Annotated in this window: 17 protein-coding genes and 1 tRNA gene; 12 read left to right on the top strand and 6 right to left on the bottom strand. The window is 33.0% G+C overall.

Features of this window, described 5'->3' with window-relative positions; translation table 11 throughout:
* Positions 1-186: 186 nt before the first annotated feature.
* Positions 187-333, top strand: coding sequence for a hypothetical protein (locus Q4P18_RS00130; RefSeq protein WP_303334274.1), 147 nt, complete (start codon positions 187-189; stop codon positions 331-333).
* Here Q4P18_RS00130 and surE read toward each other — a convergent pair.
* Positions 330-1,109, bottom strand: a complete 780-nt coding sequence (gene surE, locus Q4P18_RS00135; protein ID WP_303334276.1) for a 5'/3'-nucleotidase SurE — start codon at positions 1,107-1,109, stop codon at positions 330-332. The genes Q4P18_RS00130 and surE overlap by 4 nt on opposite strands.
* Positions 1,110-1,230: 121 nt before the next feature.
* Here surE and Q4P18_RS00140 point away from each other — a divergent pair, with 121 nt between their 5' ends.
* A complete protein-coding gene (locus Q4P18_RS00140; protein WP_303334278.1) occupies positions 1,231-2,220 on the top strand; it encodes a restriction endonuclease in 990 nt (329 codons plus the stop codon).
* 14 nt (positions 2,221-2,234) lie between these two features.
* On the opposite strand, the gene Q4P18_RS00145 is transcribed toward Q4P18_RS00140, so the two are convergent.
* Positions 2,235-3,305: an oligosaccharide repeat unit polymerase family protein gene (locus tag Q4P18_RS00145; RefSeq protein ID WP_303334280.1), complete on the bottom strand. Its 1,071-nt coding sequence runs from the start codon at positions 3,303-3,305 to the stop codon at positions 2,235-2,237.
* 10 nt (positions 3,306-3,315) lie between these two features.
* Entirely contained in the window at positions 3,316-4,665 is a 1,350-nt protein-coding gene (gene cfbB / locus Q4P18_RS00150; RefSeq protein WP_303334282.1) for a Ni-sirohydrochlorin a,c-diamide synthase, read from the bottom strand.
* A gap of 290 nt (positions 4,666-4,955) precedes the next feature.
* Here cfbB and Q4P18_RS00155 point away from each other — a divergent pair, with 290 nt between their 5' ends.
* The 4 genes from Q4P18_RS00155 (at position 4,956) to Q4P18_RS00170 (ending at position 17,941) form a co-directional block, all read left to right on the top strand.
* Positions 4,956-7,835 carry a hypothetical protein gene (locus Q4P18_RS00155; RefSeq protein WP_303334284.1) on the top strand — a complete coding sequence of 960 codons (2,880 nt, stop codon included), beginning with the start codon at positions 4,956-4,958 and terminating at the stop codon, positions 7,833-7,835.
* A gap of 227 nt (positions 7,836-8,062) precedes the next feature.
* A complete protein-coding gene (locus tag Q4P18_RS00160; protein ID WP_303334286.1) occupies positions 8,063-12,724 on the top strand; it encodes a right-handed parallel beta-helix repeat-containing protein in 4,662 nt (1,553 codons plus the stop codon).
* 144 nt (positions 12,725-12,868) lie between these two features.
* Positions 12,869-15,943: an Ig-like domain-containing protein gene (locus tag Q4P18_RS00165; RefSeq protein ID WP_303334288.1), complete on the top strand. Its 3,075-nt coding sequence runs from the start codon at positions 12,869-12,871 to the stop codon at positions 15,941-15,943.
* A 252-nt stretch (positions 15,944-16,195) separates the two neighbouring features.
* Positions 16,196-17,941, top strand: a complete 1,746-nt coding sequence (locus tag Q4P18_RS00170) for a hypothetical protein (protein ID WP_303334290.1) — start codon at positions 16,196-16,198, stop codon at positions 17,939-17,941.
* On the opposite strand, the gene Q4P18_RS00175 is transcribed toward Q4P18_RS00170, so the two are convergent.
* The 3 genes from Q4P18_RS00175 to Q4P18_RS00185 are packed head-to-tail and all read right to left on the bottom strand — an operon-like array spanning position 17,938 to position 21,395.
* Positions 17,938-18,213 (bottom strand): zinc ribbon domain-containing protein, encoded by a 276-nt coding sequence (locus Q4P18_RS00175; protein WP_303334292.1) that lies wholly within the window; start codon positions 18,211-18,213, stop codon positions 17,938-17,940. The two genes, Q4P18_RS00170 and Q4P18_RS00175, sit on opposite strands and share 4 nt — an antisense overlap.
* A 51-nt stretch (positions 18,214-18,264) precedes the next feature.
* Positions 18,265-19,509, bottom strand: coding sequence for a bifunctional 5,6,7,8-tetrahydromethanopterin hydro-lyase/3-hexulose-6-phosphate synthase (locus Q4P18_RS00180; protein WP_303334294.1), 1,245 nt, complete (start codon positions 19,507-19,509; stop codon positions 18,265-18,267).
* A gap of 56 nt (positions 19,510-19,565) precedes the next feature.
* A complete protein-coding gene (locus Q4P18_RS00185) occupies positions 19,566-21,395 on the bottom strand; it encodes a threonine--tRNA ligase (protein ID WP_303334296.1) in 1,830 nt (609 codons plus the stop codon).
* A gap of 118 nt (positions 21,396-21,513) precedes the next feature.
* Between Q4P18_RS00185 and Q4P18_RS00190 the strand changes: the two genes are divergently transcribed.
* From Q4P18_RS00190 to Q4P18_RS00215, 6 genes are all read left to right on the top strand, one after another.
* The gene (locus Q4P18_RS00190; RefSeq protein WP_303334298.1) at positions 21,514-22,107 is read left to right on the top strand and encodes a flavodoxin family protein; all 594 of its coding nucleotides are present in this window, start codon (positions 21,514-21,516) and stop codon (positions 22,105-22,107) included.
* A gap of 121 nt (positions 22,108-22,228) precedes the next feature.
* Positions 22,229-23,791 carry a flippase gene (locus tag Q4P18_RS00195; protein WP_303334300.1) on the top strand — a complete coding sequence of 521 codons (1,563 nt, stop codon included), beginning with the start codon at positions 22,229-22,231 and terminating at the stop codon, positions 23,789-23,791.
* Positions 23,792-23,845: 54 nt separating this feature from the next.
* Positions 23,846-24,538, top strand: a complete 693-nt coding sequence (locus Q4P18_RS00200; protein WP_303334302.1) for a TOBE domain-containing protein — start codon at positions 23,846-23,848, stop codon at positions 24,536-24,538.
* 30 nt (positions 24,539-24,568) lie between these two features.
* On the top strand, positions 24,569-24,760 hold the full coding sequence (locus Q4P18_RS00205) for a 4Fe-4S binding protein (RefSeq protein WP_303335144.1): 192 nt from the start codon (positions 24,569-24,571) through the stop codon (positions 24,758-24,760).
* A gap of 9 nt (positions 24,761-24,769) precedes the next feature.
* The gene (hisB, locus tag Q4P18_RS00210) at positions 24,770-25,348 is read left to right on the top strand and encodes an imidazoleglycerol-phosphate dehydratase HisB (protein WP_303334304.1); all 579 of its coding nucleotides are present in this window, start codon (positions 24,770-24,772) and stop codon (positions 25,346-25,348) included.
* A gap of 98 nt (positions 25,349-25,446) precedes the next feature.
* Positions 25,447-25,518: transfer RNA gene (locus Q4P18_RS00215), tRNA-Val, on the top strand.
* Positions 25,519-25,742: the final 224 nt, after the last annotated feature.

The raw sequence follows: 25,742 nt of genomic DNA on the forward strand, positions 1-25,742 counted from the left end.
TGTCTAATTTTATAATTTGATTTTTATTATTTATATAACTTAACTTAGTAATTTTTAAGGATAATCCAACATGTTTGCTTATTATTTGGCATATATTTCAATATTTAATTAAAATACGGATGTTTCAAAAAAATTCATTAGTTTTTTTTACTAGTTTATACAAACATATTAAAAAGAGGTTTTATCATGGCGATTAATCAATTAGAAAGTAATTTAGAAGCAATTACAAGAACTATTGCACACTTGAAACAAGCAGGTTGTAACGATGAAAAAAAATTAAATGAATTAAGAGAAGAAAGAGATAGAATTTTAAATGATTTAAAAATACTCTAATCTTCTAACCATTTTTTTAATATTTCTTTATCTCCTGTTTGATCTATTTTTATAGGAGTCAATGTTGTTTTATGCTCATGAACCAAGCTATTTCCATCTGTTCCTTTTTCTGAAAACTCACATAAATCTCCAAGTATCCAGTAGTAAGGTTTTCCACGAGGATCAAGACGTGTTTGAACTGATGGCATGTACATTCTATTTCCAAGTCCAACAACTTCAAATTCTTCATCAACAGGATTGGATGGAATATTTAGGTTTAATAAGTCACAGCCTTCAGGCATTCCTTTTTCTAATACGTGTTCTACAAGTTTTCTTAACATTTTTTTGGCAAATGTAAAGTCTATGTCCACTTCACCATTTTCAAATTTGACGTCATCACGTGTTACTGCTTGTGAAATGGCTATTGTTGGAATTCCAAAGCTTGCCGCTTCTATGGCAGCCCCAATTGTTCCTGAGGTTGTAAGTTCAGATTTTCCAATGTTGAATCCTGTATTTATTCCTGAAATCATTATGTCAGGTTTTTCGTCCATAATTTCAAAAAGCCCCATTGTTACAGCATCGGTTGGTGTTCCTGTAACCGCATATCCAGGACTTCCATCTCTTAATTTGGTTTTATTGATTCTTAAAGGTTCAAATAATGTAAGTGCATGTCCAATTCCACTTTGCTGTATTTCTGGCGCTACAACAGTAATGTCTCCTAAGTCCTCTATTGCTTGTTTTGCAGCAAATATTCCTGTTGCATGGACTCCATCATCGTTACTTATTAATGCTTTCATGTTATTAAATTAGCCAATTATTAATAAAGTATTTTTGTATAAGTGTATCTAATAAAAAACTTTAATAGTTACAATTTTTAAATATTTAAATGAAAGAAAATTTATTTTTAAAGGTGGAAGATTGGAAAAGCCACAACTTATTAATTTTATAGCTAAGGTAATGGAGGAATCTGGTTTTAAAGTCTATAAAAATTTTAAAACCTCTCAATATGTTATTGATATATATGCAGTCCTTCCAACTAACTTTGGGGATTTTGGTGTAGTTGTGGAATGCAATAATTTTGATAAGGATTTTCCAGTCAGTATTGAGACACTTAAGCATATGGAAACTGTTGCTGAAAGAATAAAAGCATCTAAAATTGTCATTGTTTCTTCTTCATTTTTTACAGAACAGGCTACAAATTATGCACTTAAAAAGAACATTAAGTTAGTAGATAGGAATGATTTGCTTAGCTTGGCTAAAAGACATCAGGATAAGCAAATAGAAAATCAGGAAGAGGATGAGGATGATGGATATTACTATGATGATTCCTATCATGACAATTACAATGATCCTTATTATGAGCCTTACTATGATGATTATGAGTATGAGGAATACAATTACGATGAAGGATATGGCTATGATGAGTATGAATATGATTATGACGATTATATAAACACTCAAAGGCAAAATAACCCTGTTGTTTATCAGCCTTCTTTGTATAGGTATAATTATGACGATTACGAAGATACCAATGGCTTTGGATATAGGATATCTCAATTCTTAGAAAATATTCTAGCAAGAAGAAATCAAAACACTTCTTCAAATTCCCTAGGAAGATATTATAACCAGACTCCTCAAAGCTCCTTTGACAATATTAGGCCAGTTTTAGGAAATCCAATTATATTAGTGGCATTGGTGGTTATTATCACTTATCTGATATCATTTATTGGAGGCGCAATTCTAAAAATAGATCATATACTCATTAGCTCTTTGCAAATCTTTTTAGCATTGGTCTTAGCTTATGGATTCACATTCCTATTTTCAGAAAGGTCTAGAAACTTCATAATCAGAGGAAGTTTGGTGTTCTTCATTTCTTTGATTATCTTAATAATATTGATTTTAATCTAAAAAAAGTAATTTGGCTATTTGAACGATAATGCCTTATCTTTAATAGCCACTATTGTTAACAATATTCCCAATAGGAAGAAAATCCAAATCATTATGTCTGTAGGGCCTGTTTCAATCCAGATTAGTGTATGCACTAGAATTATGGAATATAGTGCAATGCCGATTCCTTTCAATGATTTTGCTAACTTGTTCATTATTTTTAAAAATGCTCCTAAGAACAGCATTTGAATGGTTAATCCAATAAGGCCGAAATCAAGCATTACAGGACCAAATAATGTTGATGTTAAACACACATTATAGTGAAGCACATAATTGCCGATAAATGTTCTGGGACTTCCTGATGAGAAAATCATTGATAGAATGTGGCCATGTGTTGTGCCTGCAAGAGGAATTATTTTTTCAAACACTTCTAACGTGAATCCAAATCTGTAAAATACCAATTCTAACGGATTAAGCATCCAATGTTGATTTGCAATGGATTGTGATGCAATATAGCCAATTGCTATTGCTCCAATAAATATCAAAGCTAAGAATATGATTCCAATTTTCCTGTTTATTTTTTTAATATAGTAAAGGGTAATGAAAGAACTTCCAAGAACTCCCAATACTGAGGTTCTATACCCGTTAAGGCCGTAAATTAAAGCCCCTATTAAAACAAGAATCAAGTATCTTTTTTTATAGTTGCGAGCAAGCAATAAGTTCATAAAGGGTAAAAATAGCAAATAAGAAACTCTCCAAAGCATGGTGGTTGCATTGCTCTTTAGTACACTATTGAATAATGGAATTCCTCCAAGCAAAACCAAATTTAAGCATTGAAGCAATATTGCAACTATTACCACTGTCAATATTATTTTTTCAGTCAATACTTGTTTCATTGGGATTTCTTCAACTTTAATCTTATATTTTACAATCAACGAAGCTATTAAAAATATTGCAACGGAATATAATACAATCGCGATAACAGAGGAGTTCAAAGGATCTTCAAAACGATAATTGAATGACCCTATATATCCCATTATCAGGAATAAAATTATTACTAGTGCTACAATCCAAGGGGAGAAAAAATCTACTCTTTTTAATTCCATCATATCACATCTATAATTCTTTAGCAGAAATTGTTAAATTTCCTCCAAAATTGGGCATTGCAGCGACATGGGTATGGACATAGCTTGCAAGTGTATTTCTTTCCATAAAACCATCTTGGTTGTTGTAAGAGCCTTTTCCACGAAGAATTTTAAAAGCTAGCCGATTTTGAAGATTGTTTTTATCAACTAGAACTTTTGAATAATGGAATTCATGACCATTTATAACTTCTCCTTTTTTAGAGATGATATTGTCTTGCTGAACTTCTGTAATTGTATATTTTAAAGCTTGAACGCGGTCAGTTAAAATTGATTTGTAGGGATATACTCCAACCATATCATCACCATGGATTGATTTCATAAGATACATCAAGCCACCACATTCTGCAAATATTGGCCGGTCATCTAAATGGAATTGTTTAATGTCTTTAAGCATAGTTTTATTGGCAGATAATTCTTTTGAGAATAATTCTGGATATCCCCCACCAATATATATTCCATCGACATCTGGAAGATGCTCATCTTTTAGTGGTGAGAAATATTCGATTTTTGCATTATTTGCCTCTATGGCTTCTATATTTTCCTTGTAATAAAAATTAAAAACCTCATCAAATGCAACTCCAATTTTAACCGGCTGTTTGTTAAGCTTGTTCCAAATCGGTTCTAGATTGGAATTGATTTTTGGAGCGCTTTTCATAATTTCAACAAGCCTGTCTAAATCGATATACTGTTTTATCATTTCAGACCAGTTGTCAATATGGTTGAGGGAGTTTTTCCTCTCAACTGCAGGAACAAGACCTAAATGGCGCTGATCAATAGTTATTTTCTCGTCACGTTTTATTCCACCAATTACCTCGACTCCAGTTATTTCCTCAATGGAACGCTTGGTTTTGAGATAATGATTCTTATTTTTCACCTTGTTTAAAATAACTCCTGCAATGTTAACTTCTTTATCCAATTCTCTAAATCCGATTACAAGCGCGGCGGCACTTTTAACAAGACTTCTGCTGTTTATGATTAGAATTACTGGAGCATTGAGTGCTTTTGCAACAGATGCTGTACTTCCAATATCATTAATAGAATCAATTCCTTCGTAAAGTCCGCGAACTCCTTCAATAACTGCCAAATCCTTATCTTCCATAGCTTTATTATAGGAATCTCTAATTTGTGAAGGGCTCATAAAAAAAGAATCAAGATTTCTGGAAGTATTTCCAGTAGCTAATGTATGATAGGATGGATCAATGTAGTCTGGACCTACTTTAAAAGGTTGAACGTTGTATTTTTCGCTAAGTGCTTTCATAATTCCTGTTGAAATTGTAGTTTTTCCAACAGCACTTCCGGTTCCTGCTAATATAACTCGCATATTATTTCATATTTCAATAATAATATATATTATTTTATAAAGCCAATATTTATTTCAAAATCCGTTTCTCCTCAATGTTTTTTATTTTATGAATGTTTTGTTATCCATTTACTTGATTTTAAATAAAATTTTTTGACAATTTAGAATATTTTAAATTTTTTTTTAAACATTTGTTGATTTATATAATATTTTTTTAAATAATGGATATTTTTATATACTTTTCACGACAAAATATTTTTAAGATGAAGTGTTTGTTTTTACTTTATCTTTTATCTTATTGGAGGATAATAATGAATAAAAAGTTATTGGCATTATTTATTGTCTTAGTTTGTGCTTTTTCCATATCTGCCGTTTCAGCAGAAGATGGTGGCTCATTCACTAATCTTAATTCTACTATTTCAGAAGCTGAAAATACTGTAGATTTGGATGTGGATTATGTTAGGGAAAGCACTGATTTAAACTCTGCAATTGATATTACAAAAAATATTGTAATTAATGGTAATGGAAAAACAATTGATGGTAATAATAAGGGACCTATATTTAAAGTCGGCACTGGCGTAACTGTAACTATCAATGATCTTACTTTCATTAACGGTAATGGTGATTATGGTGGTGCAATTTCAAATTATGGGACTTTAATATTAAACAATTGTAAATTTGAGAATAATACTGCAACTTATAGGGGTGGAGCAGTTTACAGTGAAGGCGTTTTAATCGTAAGTGATTCAATTTTTGATAACAACAATATTACAACACGTAATGTTAACAATGATTATGGTGGAGCAGCTATTGCCAATATGGGAGGAGTATTAACAATGAAAAACACCAAAGTTCTCAATCATATTGGAGATTATGTTGAACGTGATAGTACTGCTGCTTACAAAGGAGATTTAATAGTTGGTGCTGTTCTTACCACAGGTACCACTATCATCGAAAATTCCAGGTTTGAAAATAACAAAGGTTGTTATGGTGGAGCAATCACTTCATTTGCACCTAACTACGATACAACCAAGCCGATTGACGTAACTATTACTGGTACAGTATTTTTAAACAATACAGCTTATAATGGTGGAGCAATCGATGCAATGATTACCAATTTAAATGTTATGGGCTGTTACTTTGTTGACAATGTCGCTACTGGTGTTGGGGATACTTCGATCAATAGCGGTGGTGGTGCAATTGCAGCACACTATAAAAATACTACAGCTAGACTCATGGGAGATCTTTTCTACAACAATGTTGCTAAAGGAAGTGGAGGGGCTCTTATACTTCAGGCTGGAGATAAAATAGTTTCAAACTGTGTATTTGTTAACAATACTGCTGACGTTCAAGGGGGGGGAGCTGCCTTATTGAAACCTCTTCCAAATGGACCTAACTCTAATGTAACTTTCGATGGATGTACATTTATTGATAATGAAGCTCCAAAATTCTCAGACATTGCAGTTGAAGGTGGAGAAAAATTAATTTTAAAAAATAATTTAGCAAATGATAAAGGTATTGAAGTTGACGGTGCTGAAATGGATAATGTTACCTACATTACTGAAACTAAGGTCAATGATGAAGTAAGCATTGTTGACGGTAAAATATTCATCACAGGTACTGTTAGCCCTACAGCAAATGGTAATGTTACTATAATTCTTACTAATAAGGCTGATTCTTCCGTAATTAATAAAAAAGGAAAAGTTGAAGACGGTAAATTCTCTGTTGATGTTGGTGAAATCGCTGAAGGAGATTATGAAGTTAAAGCAGAATTTGAACAAAATGAAAGATATTTCAATTCTAAAGATTCAACCAATATTACAATTAACAAAATACCTGTTAACTTAAAAGCTGATGATGTAGTGAAATACTATAAGAATGGCACTCAATTATCAGTCAGTTTAACAGATGATGAAGGAAATGTTTTAGCTAATCAGGAAATCACTGTCACTATTGACGGTCAGGAATTCACTGTTTCTACTGATTCCAATGGTATCGCTACTATTGATCTTGATATGGTTCCTGGAGATTACGTTGCAGAAATAGCTTATGCCGGTAAGGAAGCTTACAATGCAGCTGAAACTTCTGTCAATGTTCAAATTTTACCTACTATCGTTGCACCGGACATTGACATGTTCTATAAGGATGGCACTAAGTATGAAGTTACTCTTTTAGATGAACAGGGTAATCCTATTGCAAATAAAATCGTTACTGTGACTATCAACAGTCCGAGATTCAAAAATCCTGTGTCATATGACAGAACTACTGATTCCAATGGTGTAGCTAGCTTGCCTATTAATTTAAGTCCAGGTGAATATACCATCACTGCGAAGTATGGTGATGATTCCGTAGAAAGTACTGTTAAAATTGATCCTATGACTTATAAACTGTCATCCAATGACATTGACATGTTCTATAAGGATGGTACCAAGTATGAAGTGACTCTTGTGGATGCTAAAGGAAATCCTGCAGCTGGTGAAACCGTATCATTAATTCTCAATGGTAAATCTTTTAAAAACCTTAAGTATGATAGGGTGACCGATTCCAATGGTGTAGCTAGCTTGCCTATTAACTTGGCTATTGGTCAATACACCATTACTGCAAAATACGGTTCAGAAGAAGTTACAACCACTGTAAATGTTTTACAAAAACAATGCAACTTGGTTGGAAATGATCTGGTTAAGTACTTCAAGAATGGCACTCAATACACCGTAAAACTTTTAGATGAAGATGGCAATCCTGCAGTTGGTAAAACAGTATCTGTTACTCTTGTGGGTCAAAACATGAAATCAGTTACTTATAATATCCGTACTGATTCAAACGGTATTGCTACCTTACCTATCAATTTAGTTGCCGGTCAATACACCATCACTGCAAAATATGAGTCTGTAAGTGTTACAAATAAAATCACTGTTTTGCCGGTATTGACTACTGAAAATCTTGTTGTTTCTGTAGGTCAATCTGCTGATTTCATCGCTAAGGTTGTAGATGAGCAAGGTAATCCTGTATCAGGTGTAAAAGTAGCATTCACCATCAAGTTCCCATCAAAATCAGTTACTTACTATAAAATCACCGATTCAAACGGGGTAGCCAAATTGCCTATCAAGTTAGCTCAAGGAACCTACACTGTTAACTTAAGCCTTGACAACGGTGCAAAAGCTACAGGTATAGTAAGCGTAATCAAGCAATAAAATTTTTTCAAGATTGGGATTCAATTCCCTAATCTTATTCATTTTTTAAAAAACAGCTATTTTTATTAGGATTTTTCATTGTAGTTTCAGTAGTATATTGCATTGAATTTCAATAATTGTTCTTGTGTATAACTTATGTTTTAGTAGTTTTAGAAATGTTTATATTGGTGAGTTAACATATCTATTTCTTGAGGTATAGTTTTTCTATATCTTGGTTTATTTCATTCATGGAGGAAAATAATGAACAAAAAGATAATTGTATTATTAATGATATTAAATGCGCTTTATCTATCTCCGCTGTTTCTGCAGACGACGGAGCTGCTACTACTGTAGCTAATTATACAGACCTTCAAACCACAATCGATGATGCTTCTACTGGTGGTTCTATTGATCTATCATCAGATTATAATAGAAACGTCACATTAAAAGATACATGGGTTAACATTACTAAAAATATAACTATTAATGGTAACAATCATGTAATTGATGGAAAAGAGGGTTATGTATTTGATATTTCAAAAAATGTAGTAGTAACTATTAATAATGTTACTTTTATTAATAGTATAAGGCCTATTGATAACTCAGGTAACGTTATTTTAAACAATTGTACTTTCATTAAGAATAATGGTGCTGTCAACTGTTATGCTGGAAGTACTTTGGAAGTAAATGACTGTAACTTTATTAATAATACAAGAACTTCAAAAACTGCAATGGGTGGAGCAATATCCGCTACCAATGCAGTAGTCAAAATTAATGGTTCTAAATTTATTAACAACTCTGCTGTAAACAGTGCAGATGACAATGGATTTGCATTTGGTGGTGCTGTATTTGTTCAAGGTGGAGGAAATTTAACTGTTGTTAATACTGAATTCACTACTAACAAAGCAAACAGTAAAAACAATAATGCTCAAGGTGGAGCTATTTTCGCATGGAACAATGTTGAATCTGTTTCTGTTGAAAATTGTACATTCACCGGTAACTCTGCTGTAAACGGTGGAGCTATCTACACCGACAATAATACTGAGCTTACTGTAAAAGGTTCAAACTTTACTGGTAACTCTGCTATTGATGATACCGTTGTAGGTTCCGGTGGAGCAATATTCTCTGAAGGCAATCTTAATGTTGATAATTCTACTTTTGTAGGTAATAACGCAACTAACGGTGGAGCTATTTATGCAGCTGCTACTTCAAATAAAACTGTAACTGTCAAAGATTCTGAATTTAGTAAAAACACCGCAACTCATACTGACGATGCAAAAGGTGGAGAAGGTGGAGCTATTTTATTAATTGGTTCTATTGACGCTTCTGTATCCGGTTGTACCTTTGAAGACAATAAGGCTAAGTTTAATGGTGCAGATATTAACAATCAAGCTACTAATTTAGCTGTTACTGATTCTTCATTTGCTAATGGTGTTGCTAGTAAAGGTGGAGCTATTTTCACTAATACTACTGTGATTGTTGATAATTCTACTTTTACCAATAGTGCAAGACCTGTCTACAACATGGGAACTGCAACTTTAAATAACAGTACTTTTACCAATAATAAAGGAGCTATTTCTAGTTTATCTGGAAGTACCTTAGAAGTAAATGACTGTAACTTCATTAATAACACTAGAGCTTCAAGCTATGCAATGGGTGGTGCAATATATGCTACCAATGCAGCAGTTAAAGTTAATGGTTCTAAATTTATTAACAACTCTGCTGTAAACAGTGCAGATGACAATGGATTTGCATTTGGTGGTGCTGTATTTGTTCAAGGTGGAGGAAATTTAACTGTTGTTAATACTGAATTCACTACTAACAAAGCAAACAGTAAAAACAATAATGCTCAAGGTGGAGCTATTTTCGCATGGAACAATGTTGAATCTGTTTCTGTTGAAAATTGTACATTCACCGGTAACTCTGCTGTAAACGGTGGAGCTATCTACACCGACAATAATACTGAGCTTACTGTAAAAGGTTCAAACTTTACTGGTAACTCTGCTATTGATGATACCGTTGTAGGTTCCGGTGGAGCAATATTCTCTGAAGGCAATCTTAATGTTGATAATTCTACTTTTGTAGGTAATAACGCAACTAACGGTGGAGCTATTTATGCAGCTGCTACTTCAAATAAAACTGTAACTGTCAAAGATTCTGAATTTAGTAAAAACACCGCAACTCATACTGACGATGCAAAAGGTGGAGAAGGTGGAGCTATTTTATTAATTGGTTCTATTGACGCTTCTGTATCCGGTTGTACCTTTGAAGACAATAAGGCTAAGTTTAATGGTGCAGATATTAACAATCAAGCTACTAATTTAGCTGTTACTGATTCTTCATTTGCTAATGGTGTTGCTAGTAAAGGTGGAGCTATTTTCACTAATACTACTGTGATTGTTGATAATTCTACTTTTACCAATAGTGCAAGACCTGTCTACAACATGGGAACTGCAACTTTAAATAACAGTACTTTTACCAATAATAAAGGAGCTATTTCTAGTTTATCTGGAAGTACCTTAGAAGTAAATGACTGTAACTTCATTAATAACACTAGAGCTTCAAGCTATGCAATGGGTGGTGCAATATATGCTACCAATGCAGCAGTTAAAGTTAATGGTTCTAAATTTATTAACAACTCTGCTGTAAACAGTGCAGATGACAATGGATTTGCATTTGGTGGTGCTGTATTTGTTCAAGGTGGAGGAAATTTAACTGTTGTTAATACTGAATTCACTACTAACAAAGCAAACAGTAAAAACAATAATGCTCAAGGTGGAGCTATTTTCGCATGGAACAATGTTGAATCTGTTTCTGTTGAAAATTGTACATTCACCGGTAACTCTGCTGTAAACGGTGGAGCTATCTACACCGACAATAATACTGAGCTTACTGTAAAAGGTTCAAACTTTACTGGTAACTCTGCTATTGATGATACCGTTGTAGGTTCCGGTGGAGCAATATTCTCTGAAGGCAATCTTAATGTTGATAATTCTACTTTTGTAGGTAATAACGCAACTAACGGTGGAGCTATTTATGCAGCTGCTACTTCAAATAAAACTGTAACTGTCAAAGATTCTGAATTTAGTAAAAACACCGCAACTCATACTGACGATGCAAAAGGTGGAGAAGGTGGAGCTATCTTATTAATAGGTTCAATTGACGCTTCCGTATCCGGATGTACCTTTGAAGACAACACAGCAAAATATTATGGTGGAGCCATTAACAATCAGGCTACTAATTTAGCTGTTGATGGTACTGCATTTGAAAATAACGCTGCAGGTGTAAGTGGTGGTGCTATTTACAATAATGAAACTTTAAATGTCGATGACTCTACATTTAAAGACAACTCTGCTACTAATTATGGTGGTGCAATCTACACAGGTAAATACACTAAAGTTTCCAATTCTGAATTTATAGGAAATCAAGCAGATAATGGTAGTGTAATTTACAGTTATCCTGATCCTGCAGTATTAGTATTGGATAATGTTGTTGCTGATGATAAAGGAATTTATGACAATGGTACTTACAATGTAGAAAACGTTACTTACATTACTGAAACTACCATTGACAACGATTCAGCTATCATTGCTAACAATGTAGTTATTTCCGGTACTGTAAGTCCTACTGCAAACGGTGATATTACTGTAACCATTATTGATGAAGATGGTACTGTTGTTGCAACCCAAGACGGTACTGTAACTGATGGAGAATACTCTGTAGACTTCGGTTCAATTAAACCAGGAAATTACACAGTAAAAGCAGAATTCAAGGAAAATGATGAATATCTTGCTTCTGAAGCTTCTGCAGATATTGAAGTTTTACCAAGTATGATTGCTAGCGATATTGAAATGATTTACAAAGACGGTACTAAATATAATGTAACCGTTTTAGATAAGGATGGTAATCCTGCTGCTGGTGAAAACGTAACTGTAAGTCTTGATGGTAAATACTTCAAAAACCTTACATACACCATTACAACTGATGAAAACGGTGTAGCATACTTACCTATTAACTTAATAGCTGGTGAATACAACATCACTGCTACTCGTGGTAATGAATCAGTTACAACCAGTATCAATGTACTTCCTGCAACAAATAGTTTAGTAAACAACAGCGATATTGTAATGTACTACAAAAACGGTACTAAATACAGTGTAGCTCTTGTAAATGCTAAAGGAACTCCTGTTGCTGGCGAAACAGTATCTTTAATCCTTAATGGTAAATACTTCAAAGACCTTAAATATGATAGGATAACTGATGAAGAAGGTATGGTTTACTTACCAATCAATTTAGCTGTTGGTCAATACACCATCACTGCTAAATATGGTTCAGAAGCTGTAACTAACTCCATTACTGTTTTAGCAAAACAATACAATTTAATTGGAAACGATCTTGTAAAATACTTCAAAAACGGTACTCAATACACTGTAAAACTTTTAGATGAACAAGGTAATCCTGCAGCTGGTGAAACTGTAGCTCTTACTATCACCGGTAAAAACTTTAAAACAGTTACTTATAATGTAGTTACTGATGAAAATGGTGTTGCAACTTTAACTATTAATTTAGCACCAGGTCAATATAGTATAACTGCTAAATATGGTGCTGTAAGTACTACTAACACAGTTACTGTTTTACCTGTATTATCTACTGAAAGTATTATAATATTAGTAGGTGAACCTGCTGATTTCGTTGCAAACGTTGTAGACGAACAAGGTAGTCCTGCAGCTAATCAAAAAGTAGCATTCACTATTAAATTCCCATCCAAAACAGTTACTTATTATAAAGTCACTGATGAAAATGGTGTAGCTAAATTACCTATTAATTTAGCTAAAGGTACTTACACTGTTAACGTAAGTCTTGAAAATGGTGCAAAAGCTACTGGTACTGTAAAAGTAATTAAACAATAAATTTAGTTGAGATTTGAGAATTCTATTCTCTTATCTTCTTTTTTCTTTTTTTAAAATAAATTATCAATTTCCTCATTTTCGTATCAAATATTTATATATCTTAATGCATAATATAAAAAAAGATATTTTACATGGAGGAGAATGATGATAAAAAAGGTAATGGTTTTATTAACTATCTTAATTTTTGTATTTTCTGTCTCTGCTATTTCAGCAGAAGATAATAATGATTTGAATTATTCAGACCTTCAATCCTCAATTGATCAATCTGGTGATTCTATAGATTTAACATCAGATTACACAAGGGCTGAAGGTGAAAAATGGGTTACCATCAATAAGAACATTACAATCAATGGTAATGACCATACAATTGATGGAAATGGGTATTATGTATTTGACATTCCAAAGAATACAGTTGTAATTTTTAATAACATTAAATTTATTAACAGCTTAAGGCCTATTGACAATGCAGGAACCGTTATATTGAATGATTGTACTTTCAATGACAATAATGGTGCCGTTAACTGTTATGCTGGAAGTACTTTGGAAATCAATAATTGTATTTTTACCAACAATGGTAGGGTAGCTACTAATGCAATGGGTGGTGCCATCAGTATTACTAATGCCAAAGTTACAATTTCCAATTCACAATTCACCAACAACGTTGTAAACTACAATGGAACCAATCCGGATTATAATTCAGGTTTTGGTTTTGGTGGTGCAATTTTTGCTAAAGGCTCAAATTCCATTTTAGATATAGATAATTCCAATTTCAATGATAATTTTGCATATGCAAACAACAATAACTCAAAAGGTGGAGCTATTATGTTGTATGATGGAGCAAAATTATCTCTAAAGAATTCAAATTTCAATGGGAATGTTGCAGTTGATGGTGGTGCAATTTACGTTGCTCCAAATTCAGTTTTAACTGTAAACGATACTCATTTTCAAGACAATAGCGCTATAAATTCAGATATTAATAAAGGAGGGGCAATTTGTAGTGAAGGATCAGTGGACATTGATAACTCTCTTTTTATGGGCAATGAGGCTGTAAAAGGAGGTGCTATATATGCAACAAATGGAAACATTAATATTTCCGCAACTGGATTTGATAGCAATTCTGGAAATGAAAATGTTAATGAGGCATTTGGTGGTGCAATATGTTTGGATTCTAATGTTGTGGCCAATATAAATGATTGTTCTTTCCTTGTAAATTCCGCTAACAATGGTGGGGCCATATTTGCAGGCAGCAATAATAATGTCAACATTTCTAAAAATTCATTCTTAAGCAATTCCGCTAACAATGGAGGGGATTCTTTATTGGGTGGTGCGATCTGTTTAGGTGAAGATAATAATGTGACAGTTGCCGATTCTACATTTAGATTCAATAACGCTGGAGCTTATGGAGGAGCTATTTTCAATGAAGGAAATCTAACCCTTATCAATTCCACATTCATAAGAAATAATGCTGGTGTTGAAGGAAGCATATTCTCCTACGGCTCCAATTCTGAGTTAAATTTGCATAATGTAACTGCAGACGCTAAAAACATAGTCAACAATTATAATAATGTAACAGAAAACGTGACTTTTATAACAAAGACAGCTATTGACGGCATTTCTGAAAATTCTGCCAATGAAATAATTGTTAATGGTACTGTAAGTCCTACTGCAACTGGTAATTTAACTATTGAACTTACTAACATGGAGACAGGTGAAATTATAAATGATGTTGGTACTGTTGATAATGGGCAATTTACAGTTAATTTAGGCCAAATCACTGCTGGAAACTATAGTATTGTTGTTAAATTTGATGAGAATAGGAATTATACCTCTTCTCAAGCAAAAAGCAGTTTTACAATAACTGGTGTTCCTGTGGAATTAGAATCATCAGATGTTGTCAAATATTATAACAACGGAACTCAATTGGCCGTTAATTTGACTAATGAAAATGGTGTTCCAATAGCTAATCAAACAATTGTATTGACTGTTGACGGTATGGATTATTCAAATATTACAAATTCCAATGGTACTGCAAAATTCGATCTTAATATGGGTCCTGGAAATTACACAGGCGAAATCTCTTATTATGGCAGTGGAATTTATGAACCTGCAAACATTACTGTAAATATTGAAATATTGTCTAGAATCATTGCAAATGACATTAACATGATGTATAAAGATGGTACAAGATATAATGTCACAGTCTTAGATGAACAGGGAAATGTTATTGCTGGCGAAACCGTAACCGTAATTCTCAATGGCCAGTACTTCAAAAATCTTACATATTCCATTAATGCAAATGAAAATGGTGTTGCTAGCTTGCCTATTAATCTGGCTCCTGGAAACTATGAGATAACTGCAGTATATGATAATAATTCAATTACAACAAACATAACTGTAAATCCTATGAGCTATGATTTAGTAAACAATAGTGACATTGTAATGTATTATAAAAACGGCACTCAATATATGGTAACTCTTGTTGACGCATATGGAAACCCTGTTGCCAATGCCGCAGTATCTGTGATTCTCAATGGTCAATATTTCCACAATCTTAAGTACAGCAGGATAACTAATGCTGATGGTGTTGCTAGCTTACCTATTAATTTGGCTCCTGGAAACTATGAAATAACTGCTGTCTACGGTTCTGTTCAGTCCACAAGCACAGTAACAGTATTGGAACGTAAGGACAGTTTGATGGCTGACAATATTGTAAAATACTATAGGAATGGCACTCAATATACTGTAAAGCTATTGGATGGAAATGGAAATCCTTTAGCAAATCAGGTTATCACATTAACTCTCAATGGTCAAAACTTTAAAAACGTTAATTACAATGTGTTAACCGATGAAAATGGTGTTGCAAGCTTAACAATTAATCTGTTGGCTGGAGAGTATACCATTAGTGCCAAGTATGGTTCAGCTTCTATTACAACCGGCATTACTGTTTTGCCTGTTTTGGTAGCTAACAATTTAGTTAAAGCATATGGCAAACCTGCAAGTTTCACAGCTAGTATTGTTGATGGTCAGGGCATGCCGCTTCCTGGCGAGAAACTCACTTTCTCCATTAAATTCCCATCCAATACCATTTCCTATACTATGGTTACTAATGGTGAAGGTATTGCAAGTCTGCCTATTAACTTGATTCCTGGCAATTACAAAATCACTGTAACTGCTGAGAATGGGGCAAGTTCAACTGCTGTTGTAAAAGTGGTTTCTTAAATGGGGAATTCATTATCCTCATATCTTTTTTAATTTTTAGTCGATAATTTTAATTATTCACTTCATTATTATTGGTATATTTTAATAAAGTATTATTTTAATTAATCATTTCTTTAATGAAATTTAATAATTCTTATTTTCCCATAAAAACTTTCCATTAAATCTACATCATCAATTATAAGTTACACATTTTTTAAAATTTTAGAAACAATAATATTAAATAAACTATAAAAGTATAATTGAGGATTTAATATGCGTGTTGCAAAGGGTACTATTAAGAAATATTCAAGGGAATATAGTAGAACATTGAAAAACGGTGAAAAGAAAAAATACAAGACAGAACAAATTCAGGCAAATATTCCAAAACAAGAAAACATTTTTGAAAACGGCGAAAATGTATTGATAATTTCTGAAGACGATCAGGAATTAATTCAGGATAATGAAGATCAATTGGCTGCCTTGGAAATTGCCGACTATATTCACAATGTTGAGATTAGATCTTTATTGGAAGAATTGGAACAAAAGGATCAGAAAATTAATCAGTTAAAGGATATTTCATCTAATCCTGAATATGTAGACTTAAATATCCAATATCAGGATTTAAAAGCAGAATATGATATTCTACTTAATTCTAAAGAAGATTTAAACGACATGCTATTGAAACTTCAAGAAGATTACAAATCCTCAGACGACATCATTACCCAACTCAAATCTTCAAACCAGGCTCTTGATCAGCAACAAAAATCTATTTTGGCCGAAAACAACAACCTAAAAGAAGAAAACGAAAGGTTTGTTAATGAAATTGAATCCTCTAATGTATTGATAGACAAATTAAAAAAATTCAATGCTGACATTCAGGAAGAATATGATGATATTTCTAAGAAATACGGTGATGTGATTTATGAAAACACAGAACTTATTGGAAAATATGATGAAGTTAGCAAAAAATTAGAGTCTTGCAATGCGGAAATATCAGAGCTCAAATCATTCAACGACGATATTTCAAGTGAACATGAAAAGCTAGTGACAGAATACATTATCTTAAAAGAGAAATATGATGGAATAGTTGAAGAATTAGAAACACTTAAACAGAAAATTGAAGAGTTAAAATCCGGCAACGATAATATTCAAGGGGAATATGATGCTCTTTCCCAAAACTATGAAGTTTCTAAATCAGAATACAATGCTTTAAAAGAAGATTACAACAGGCTCCTTGAGAAAAATGAACAACTTGTAGCTAGTTTGAATAACCTAAAGACAAGCACAATACAGCATGACCTCACTCAGGAAGAGGAATACGGCAAGCTTCTAAAGGAGCACGAGTCCCTTTTAGAGAAATTTAATGAGTTCAAATTAATTAATCAATCTAAAGAAAACGAAGCAGAAGCTCTTCGTAGAGATTTAAAATCTATTAAAAAGAGTAAAAAGAAAGCCAATAAAAAATATAGGGCTATCAAAGAAGAAAATCAACGTTTAACTGATAATTTGAGAGTTATAGAAAATGAGAATAATGTTCTTCGTAATAAGCTAATGGATTTTGAGAATAGATTGAACAAGGGCAGTGAAGAATTTTCCAAAGAACTTGATAACATAAACGATAAATATAGGGAAGCTATTGATAAGATAAGATATCTTGAAAATCAAAATTTTGTACTTTCAGAGAAAAATAAAGATTTAGATAAGCTAAATGATGATAATTCCAAATATAGTGAATTATATAATAAGTCAGTTTCAGAAATAGAAGACTTAAATGCGGCAAATAAAAAACTCAGCGAAGAGAATGATGAGTATAAAAAAAGAATCAGCAATATTTTTGAAAATTATGAAAAGTTATCCGACAAGTACAATAACCTTAAAAAAGTAGAAGAAAAGTATGATGATCTTTTACTTGAATATGATGATTTAAACAACCAATTGGAAGAATACAAATCAAATAAAAAAAGGGATGTCTACTTAGCTAATAAATATAAAAAATTTATATTGAAGAAAGCAGATTAAAGTTCATCATAATCAGGTTCTTGATACCAACGTTTTAATCCTGGTAAAAATCCTGTAGTGATTCCAGTAGCTTCTGTTTCTCTTAAATTAGGATTTTTTGCCATCATTTCTTTTGATTTTCTTACAATCATTTCATTAAGAGTGATGTCCGGTTCTGTAAATTCTCCATTTTGAAAACAATCATTACAATAATCCATATTTGGGCTACCATCCTCATTGGTCCCATAATCTTTTTTTCCCATAGGTTTACCACAAGAATTACAAAATCCCATAATTACACCTTATATAAAAAATAAAAAATAGTAGGGGTTTAAACCCTATAATTAATCTTTGTCTTCTTCAATTTCCACTTGCTCGTCTTCATCTAATGCGAGTCTCATATTATCAGGATCAGGTGGGAAGTGAGCAAGGAAGTCTTGTGCAGATCTTCTTACATCTCTAGAACCGATAATGTATCTTCCTGCAATAATAATGTCAGCACCTTTATCGAGAGCTTCTTCAACATTGTCAGGAGTGATTCCTCCAGCTACAGCGACTAATCCGCCGTCAATAATTTCTTTGATTGCTGGAATATTACCCCATGCAGATAAGTCACTAGTGTCTTCACCTTTTTCAGCAAGGTATGTTTCTAAATCTACATTTCTGTGTAATAATACAATATCTGGTTTTAAATCATCTGGAAGAGCGATTAATTTGTCTTCAAAGTTATCTACATTCATCATATCTAAGATGGAGTAAATACCTTGTTTTTGAGTTTCTTGAATAGCTTTAGCGATTGATTCAGTGGTTCCAAGACCAGAAATAGCTACAGCATCTGCAGTTTCGTCAGCAGCCATTTTTACTTCTACACGTCCAACGTCTAAGGTTTTCAAATCAGCAATGATGAAAGCGTCTGGACGTAATTCTCTGATTTTTGAAACAACTCCAACACCGAATTTTTTAACGAGTGGTGTTCCTGCTTCAAGAAGAACTCTTTCTTTGTCTGGAAGATCATTAATGATTCTTTCCATTACATCTAAGTTGTCTAAGTCAAGAGCAACTTGTAAGTATGGTGGAGACCAAAGTTTTTGTACTTTGAAGCCCATAATTGGATGAGTTCCACGATCTTTTTCTTCAAGTACTTTTTCAATTGATGGGTAACCTTCCATAGCTCTTTTGATAGCTAATTTGGTTGCTCCATAGTTGTATTGGTATATTTTTCTGTAATCTTTTGCTGCTGGGTGTATGAATACACTTACGTTAATTACAATGTCTTCTACAATTTCTTTTGGAATATATCCTTCTTCAACAGCGTCTGCAACTGCTCTACCTACAGCAGTTTGTGCTGGCCCAAATACTTTACTTGCACCATCTAAATCTTCTACAGTTACTTTAGGAATAATTAAAGTAGCTGGTTTTGTCATTAAGTTTGGTCTAATTACAGTGGTCAAAGGAGTATGTCCTACAGATAAATTGGATAATCCATTAGCAAATGCTTGTCCTGCTGGACCTTCCTTGTCACCAATGATTAAATCGATGTGAGCTAATTCGTCACCGTCTCCGATGAGAGCTTCTCCTATATTGTACATTTAGTTTCCTCCATTTATTATACATTTTTTATTTTATTTTTCGTGATATATAAAAATTATTGGAAGTTAATTCTTTTGGAAATGTCTTTAGGCAATGGTAGTCCTCTGTAAGGCATTCCTTTAGTTGCTTCCTTAACTGCATCTATTAATTCGTCTACTGTCATATCTACTTTTTCTCCAGTTTCACGCACGGTAACTGTGAGATTTCCAGATTCCATTTCGTTGTCACCTACTACAAAGGTGTAAGGAATCCATTCTGTAGCGGCATTTCTTATTTTCTTACCTACGCTTTCGTCTCTGTCATCTACATCCACACGAATATTTGCAGCAAAAATCTCATCAGCTAATTTGTTTGCAAACTCTTTATGTGCCTCTCCGACAGTTATTACTCTAACTTGGATTGGACTTAGCCAGGTTGGTAACATTGGTGCTTTTTCATCAATTTCAATAGCAGTTTTTTCAAGTAAGCTGCAGATAACTCTTTCAATACTTCCTGTTGGGGAACAGTGAAGAATGGTTGGGTTGTGTTCCTTACCATCTTCTCCAAGGTATGTGATATCAAATCTTTTACCACTTTCAACATCAATCTGAACAGTAGGATTTTCAATTGGCCTTCCAAGGAAATCAATAGCTGCAAAGTCTACTTTACAAACCCAGTAATGTTTTCTTTCAGGTAGGATTTCAAGCAAAACTGGTTTTCCAATTTTTTTACCTATGCTGTACATCCAGTCTTTATTTTCGTCAAAGAAGTCTTGGGTAGCTCTGAAAATTACTTCATAGTTTACTCCAAGGTCAATTCCAGTCTGGATACACATGTCAGTTTGTTTTGAGAATTCTTCTAAGGAAGCAGGGACATCTGCACAGAAACTATGGAAATCAGGCATGGTAAATGCTCTTAATCTTTTAAGTCCAACAACTTCTCCTTTTTTCTCAAAACGGAAACTGTAGGTTGAAAGTTCATATAATTTTGCAGGTAAGTTTCTCCAGGTCAGGAAAGAGTCAGCCATCACTCTAAATGCACCGAAACAACATGCGAATCTAAGCATTAGGTTCTTTTTGGTATCGGTTTTATACTGTCTTTCACCAAATTTAGCAGCATGAACGTTAATCGCTTCATTTTCCAAATCATAGAAGATAGGAGTTTCGATTGGCATAGCTCCTTGGTCCACTACTAAATTGTAAACATAATCAGAAAGCAAATCTCTTACAAGACGACCTTTAGGGAACCATTTGAGGTTACCTACATCAGATGCAATTTCATAGTCACAAAGCTCTTTTTCTCTCATTAACTTAACGTGTGGTGGTTCTCCTTCATCTGATGAACCTTCACCAAGCTCATATTGAACAAGCTTTTCAAATTGATCATTGTCAAATTCAAAGCCTTCAATATCCAATACTTTGTCTCCATCAAGAATAGACCAGGTGGAAGGTTTTTTCTCTTCTTTTTCTCCTTCCACATCTTCTTCTGCAGTGATTGTTCTTGAAAGTTCACTTAATGGGTGTCCCTTACAGGATATTTCAAATGCTTTATACCATCCAAATGGTACTCTTTTAACTTCCAAGTCTTCATCTAAAAGCGCTTCTTCAGCATCTTTTAAGATTTTAACAGCCACTTTTGGAGAACTTAAAGAAGAAGATAAATGAGCGTATGGATATAAAACAATGTTTTCAGCTTTAACTTGTTCATTAGCCTTTTTAACTTCTTTAACTAAGTTTCTAACAATTGCTTCTGGATTTTTCTCGTCTTCTTTTTCAACCGCAGTAAAAACAACTAAGGATTCATCAAAAGCACCAGATTTTTTAGCTTCTTCAATTTCCTCAGCTACTGGGGTCTTGTTTTTCACATTATAATTTAAATAATCGGAATGGATAAGTAAAATTCTCATCTAATAACCACCATGTAATTAAATATACTATGTTTAATTTTTGGCAGTTATATTATATAATATTTTTATAGTACTTTTTCAATAGTTATATTAAACTTCTTAAAAAGGATGTGTGATTATGAAAATTTATGGTATATGCGGAAGTCCAAGAAATGATACAACACAATATGTTCTTGAAAAAGCTTTGGAAAATTTGAAAAATGACGGTTTTGAAACCAAATTGTTTAGTTGCGCCGGAAAATCAATAGCTCCTTGTATGCATTGCGATTATTGCATGACTCATAAGGAATGTGTTAACAAGGATGATATGACTGAAGTTTATGAAGGTCTCAAGGAAGCTGACGGTCTTATTTTTGCAACTCCTCTTCATTCAGGAGGAATTAGTGCTGAAACTTTATCAATTTTTGAGAGAACTCGAGCTTTGGAAGCTGTGGACATCAATTTGCTTCGTGGAAAAATAGGTATGAGCATAGCTGTTGGCGGTGACCGTGACGGTGGCCAAAGTTCAGCTCATCTGCAGATAATCACTTATTATATGATTCATGGGATAATTCCAGTCAGTGGTGGTGGTTACGGTGCTAATTTGGGTGCCTCCTTCTGGTCTCAGGATTCTTTGGATAAAGTAAAAGATGATAAATACGGTTTTGAATCTCTTGAGAGGACCGTTAAGGAATTTAAAGATTTTCTAAATAAGATTAGGCCTAATTTCTAATTCTATTTTTTTCTTTTTTTTTTAATTAGCTTTTTTCCACCTTTTTGGACAGAATTTGATAATATTTATATATTAAAATTAAGTTAATTTATTATAATCTAAACTTATGGAGCACTAATTTATGGCGAATAAATTGATTCGTGGAAGTTTCATTATATTTCTTGGAAATATTATTTTCCGTTTAGGAGGATACATTTATCGTTTTTTAATGGCAACTCTCTTAGGCCCCACCATGTATGGTATTTTAGGTCTTACACTTCCTTTTCAGGGTATTTTTCAAACCTTGTCTGCAGGAGGACTTCCTCCAGCTATTGCTAAGTATGTTGCCGAATATGAGGCCACAGATCAAAAAGATTTAGCTCGTCAGACAATTTATACCTCTTTAAAAATAATGATTTTTTTAGGTGTGTTTTTTGGTTTTATAATGATTTTTATTGCTGCTCCATGGCTTGCCTATGTCTATCTTCAAAAACCTATTGCACTTGTTCCTCTGCAGATTGTTGGGCTTATAACTCCATTTAGTGTAATTGTTGGAGCATTTAGAGGTGCATTCCAAGGGGTTTATAAGATGGAGTATATCCTTTATACTCGTGCAACCGAACAGTTGGGTATGATTCTTTTTGCTACAGCCTTTGTTTTAATAGGTCTTTCAACTGTTGGGGCTCTTTGGGGTACTGTTTTAGGTTTCGCTGTTTCATGTGTTATTGCAGTTTATTTATTCAAATATCAAATGGGTCAATATATTCCCCCTGCCAGTCCTGATTTTGTATTTTCACGTAAGGATGAATTGAAATTGGCTGTTATGTTAGTTAAGTTTGCTATTCCGGTTATTGTCACTGGTATTGCGGAAATGGGAATTTATAATATTTGTACCTTGGTAATGGGCCGTTTTTTAACTGCAGATTCAATCGGGTTTTTTGCAGCTGCGGATCCTATTTCAAGATTGCCTTTGATGATTTCCATTTCAGTAGCAACAACCATCTTGCCGGCTTCTTCAGAGGCTTTCAGTTCTGGAAATAAAAAAGAGTTGAATAGGTACGTTTCAGAGTCTTATAAGTATTCTTTACTATTTGTAGTTCCAATGTGTATCGGAATTGCTTTATTTGCAGCTCCAACATTAAGACTGTTCTACTTTACAAATCCTGCCTATGTTACTGGTGCATCTGCATTGGCAATTTTAGCTATTGGTATGACATTTTATTCAATATTTTCAATTTCAACCAGTATTGTTCAGGGTATTGGAAATCCGAGAATTCCGATGTATATTCTAGTATTTGGGGCAATATTGACTGCTATTCTTAATTGGTATATGGTTCCAGCAATCGGAATTGCAGGTGGGGCTCTTGCAACCACCATTGCCTGTTTCGCTATGATGATTCCGGTTTTGTACTTCGTATTCAAACTTACCAAAACAAAACCTCCAATAATGCCTGTTGCTAAGATATTTTTAGCTTCAATCATAATGGGAATTATAGCAATTATTATTCCAAAAACTATTATTGGTTTATTTATTGGTATTGTTTCCTGTCCTTTCATCTATTTGGGAGCATTAATTCTATGTAAATTCTTCCAGGAAGAGGATATAGCTACTTTAAGAGGATTCACTGGTAAATTTGGCCCTATAGGTAAAATATTAAATAAGATATTGAATATTATTGTAAAAATTCAATTTAGAAATGAATAAGACAATTTATTTAAATGATAAAAATATATTTTTACTTAATGGATGGGTGAAAAAATGACTGAAGTAAAGGCAGGTATTGAATATAAGATTAATATTGGGGATGAGTCTTTTTTATTAAATCATAAACAATATAAGTTACTTGAAAATATTCTTAATACAGGTTCTATTACTAAAGCTGCCAAATCTGTAGATGTGTCCTATAGGACAGCTTTAAATTACATCGATAAAATAGAATCTTCTTTAGGTATTAAAATCGTTAGTACCACTAAAGGTGGTAAAGGCGGTGGGGGAGGAACTGATCTTACTCCTGATGGATTTTCTATTATAAAGGAATGTAAAAAGATCAACGCCATTATGGAATTACACACCGATGTTAATGAATTTGAAACAATCGTATCATCAATTGATGAATCAAAAGGTGTTATGAAAGTTAAAATTGGAGATTACTTAATTAATGCACCCCCTAACAAAAATTATGAAGCCGGAGAAAAAATATTAACTCTTATTAGCTATGACAATATTTTCCTCATGACTGAGCCATGTACTTCTAGTATTAGAAACATTTTAAAAGGTAAAATTGTTGAAATGAAGCTTGAAAATGAAATTATTCGTGTTAAAATTGCTGTAGGAGATTTAAAGTTCTTCTCAGACATTACATTATCTGCAGAAAAAGAGTTAAACCTTACTATCGGCAAAGAAGTTTATATTGGATTTAAAGCAATGTCTGTTGCGACTTTAAAATTATAAATAAAGTGGGAGGGGATTTTTATTTTAAAAATCGAAGTAGATGAAACTAAATGTATTGGTTGCGGGAACTGTTATGACATATGTCCTAAAGCAGCTAAAATTTGGGAGATTAAGGATGTTGCCCATGTATTGGATTTAAGGTACTGTCATGTATGTACATTATGTGCAATGGAATGTCCTGTAGACTGTATTAAAATAATAAGGAATGCTCCTGAAGAATAAGTGATTACTATGTGTAGAATGGCTGAAGTTTCTAGAGATACTTCTGAAACTCAAATAAAGATAAAATTGAATATTGATGGAACTGGTAAATACGATATTGACACCGGGGTAAATTTCTTTAATCACATGTTGGAATCATTTTCAAAGCATAGCAGATTTGATTTGGATATATCTGCAATAGGTGATGTTGAAATCGATGACCATCATACGGTTGAGGATGTTGGCATTCTTTTAGGTGAAGCATTCAACAAAGCTATTGGGGATAAACGTGGAATCAAAAGAATGGCTGATGCAATTGTTCCGATGGATGAATCAGTAGCTACTGTAGCAGTTGATATAAGTGGAAGAAGTTATTGTAATATGGATATCAGTTTTAAAAATGAGAAAATTGGTGATTTGACTTCTGATATTATTATTCATTTCTTCGAATCATTTGTGAGTGCAGCTAAAATTAATATTTATGCTTCTGCAAAAGGTTTCAACGATCATCATAAGGCTGAAGCTATTTTTAAGGCATTTGCTAAATCTCTTAAAGAAGCTACTAAAATAGAGCATGATGAAATTCCAAGTACCAAGGGAGTTTTATAGGAAGTTATAAATTTCCATTATTTTTATTTTTTCAGTAAATATGGTTATTTAACCAAAAGATTTATATACTATATCATACTTAAATAATGTTGTCTGTTGGTTCCGTGGTCTAGGGGTATGATACCTCGCTTACAACGAGGGGATCACGAGTTCAAATCTCGTCGGAACCACTAATTTTTTTCTTTTAATTAAAAATTATTTATTCATTATTTTGCATTTTCTTATCTATTTTTTACTTTATTTTCAATATTTTCTTATTTAGTTTAATAAAAACACGTTTTTACTGTATATTATTCATTTTTGACCCTATTTTTATCAAAATTGATTATATGAGAATTAAATCAAAAACTTAATATGTATTTTCTTATAAAATTATATTCATACGATAAATCGT

Source organism: Methanobrevibacter sp. (assembly GCF_030539665.1).
Taxonomy (GTDB): domain Archaea; phylum Methanobacteriota; class Methanobacteria; order Methanobacteriales; family Methanobacteriaceae; genus Methanocatella.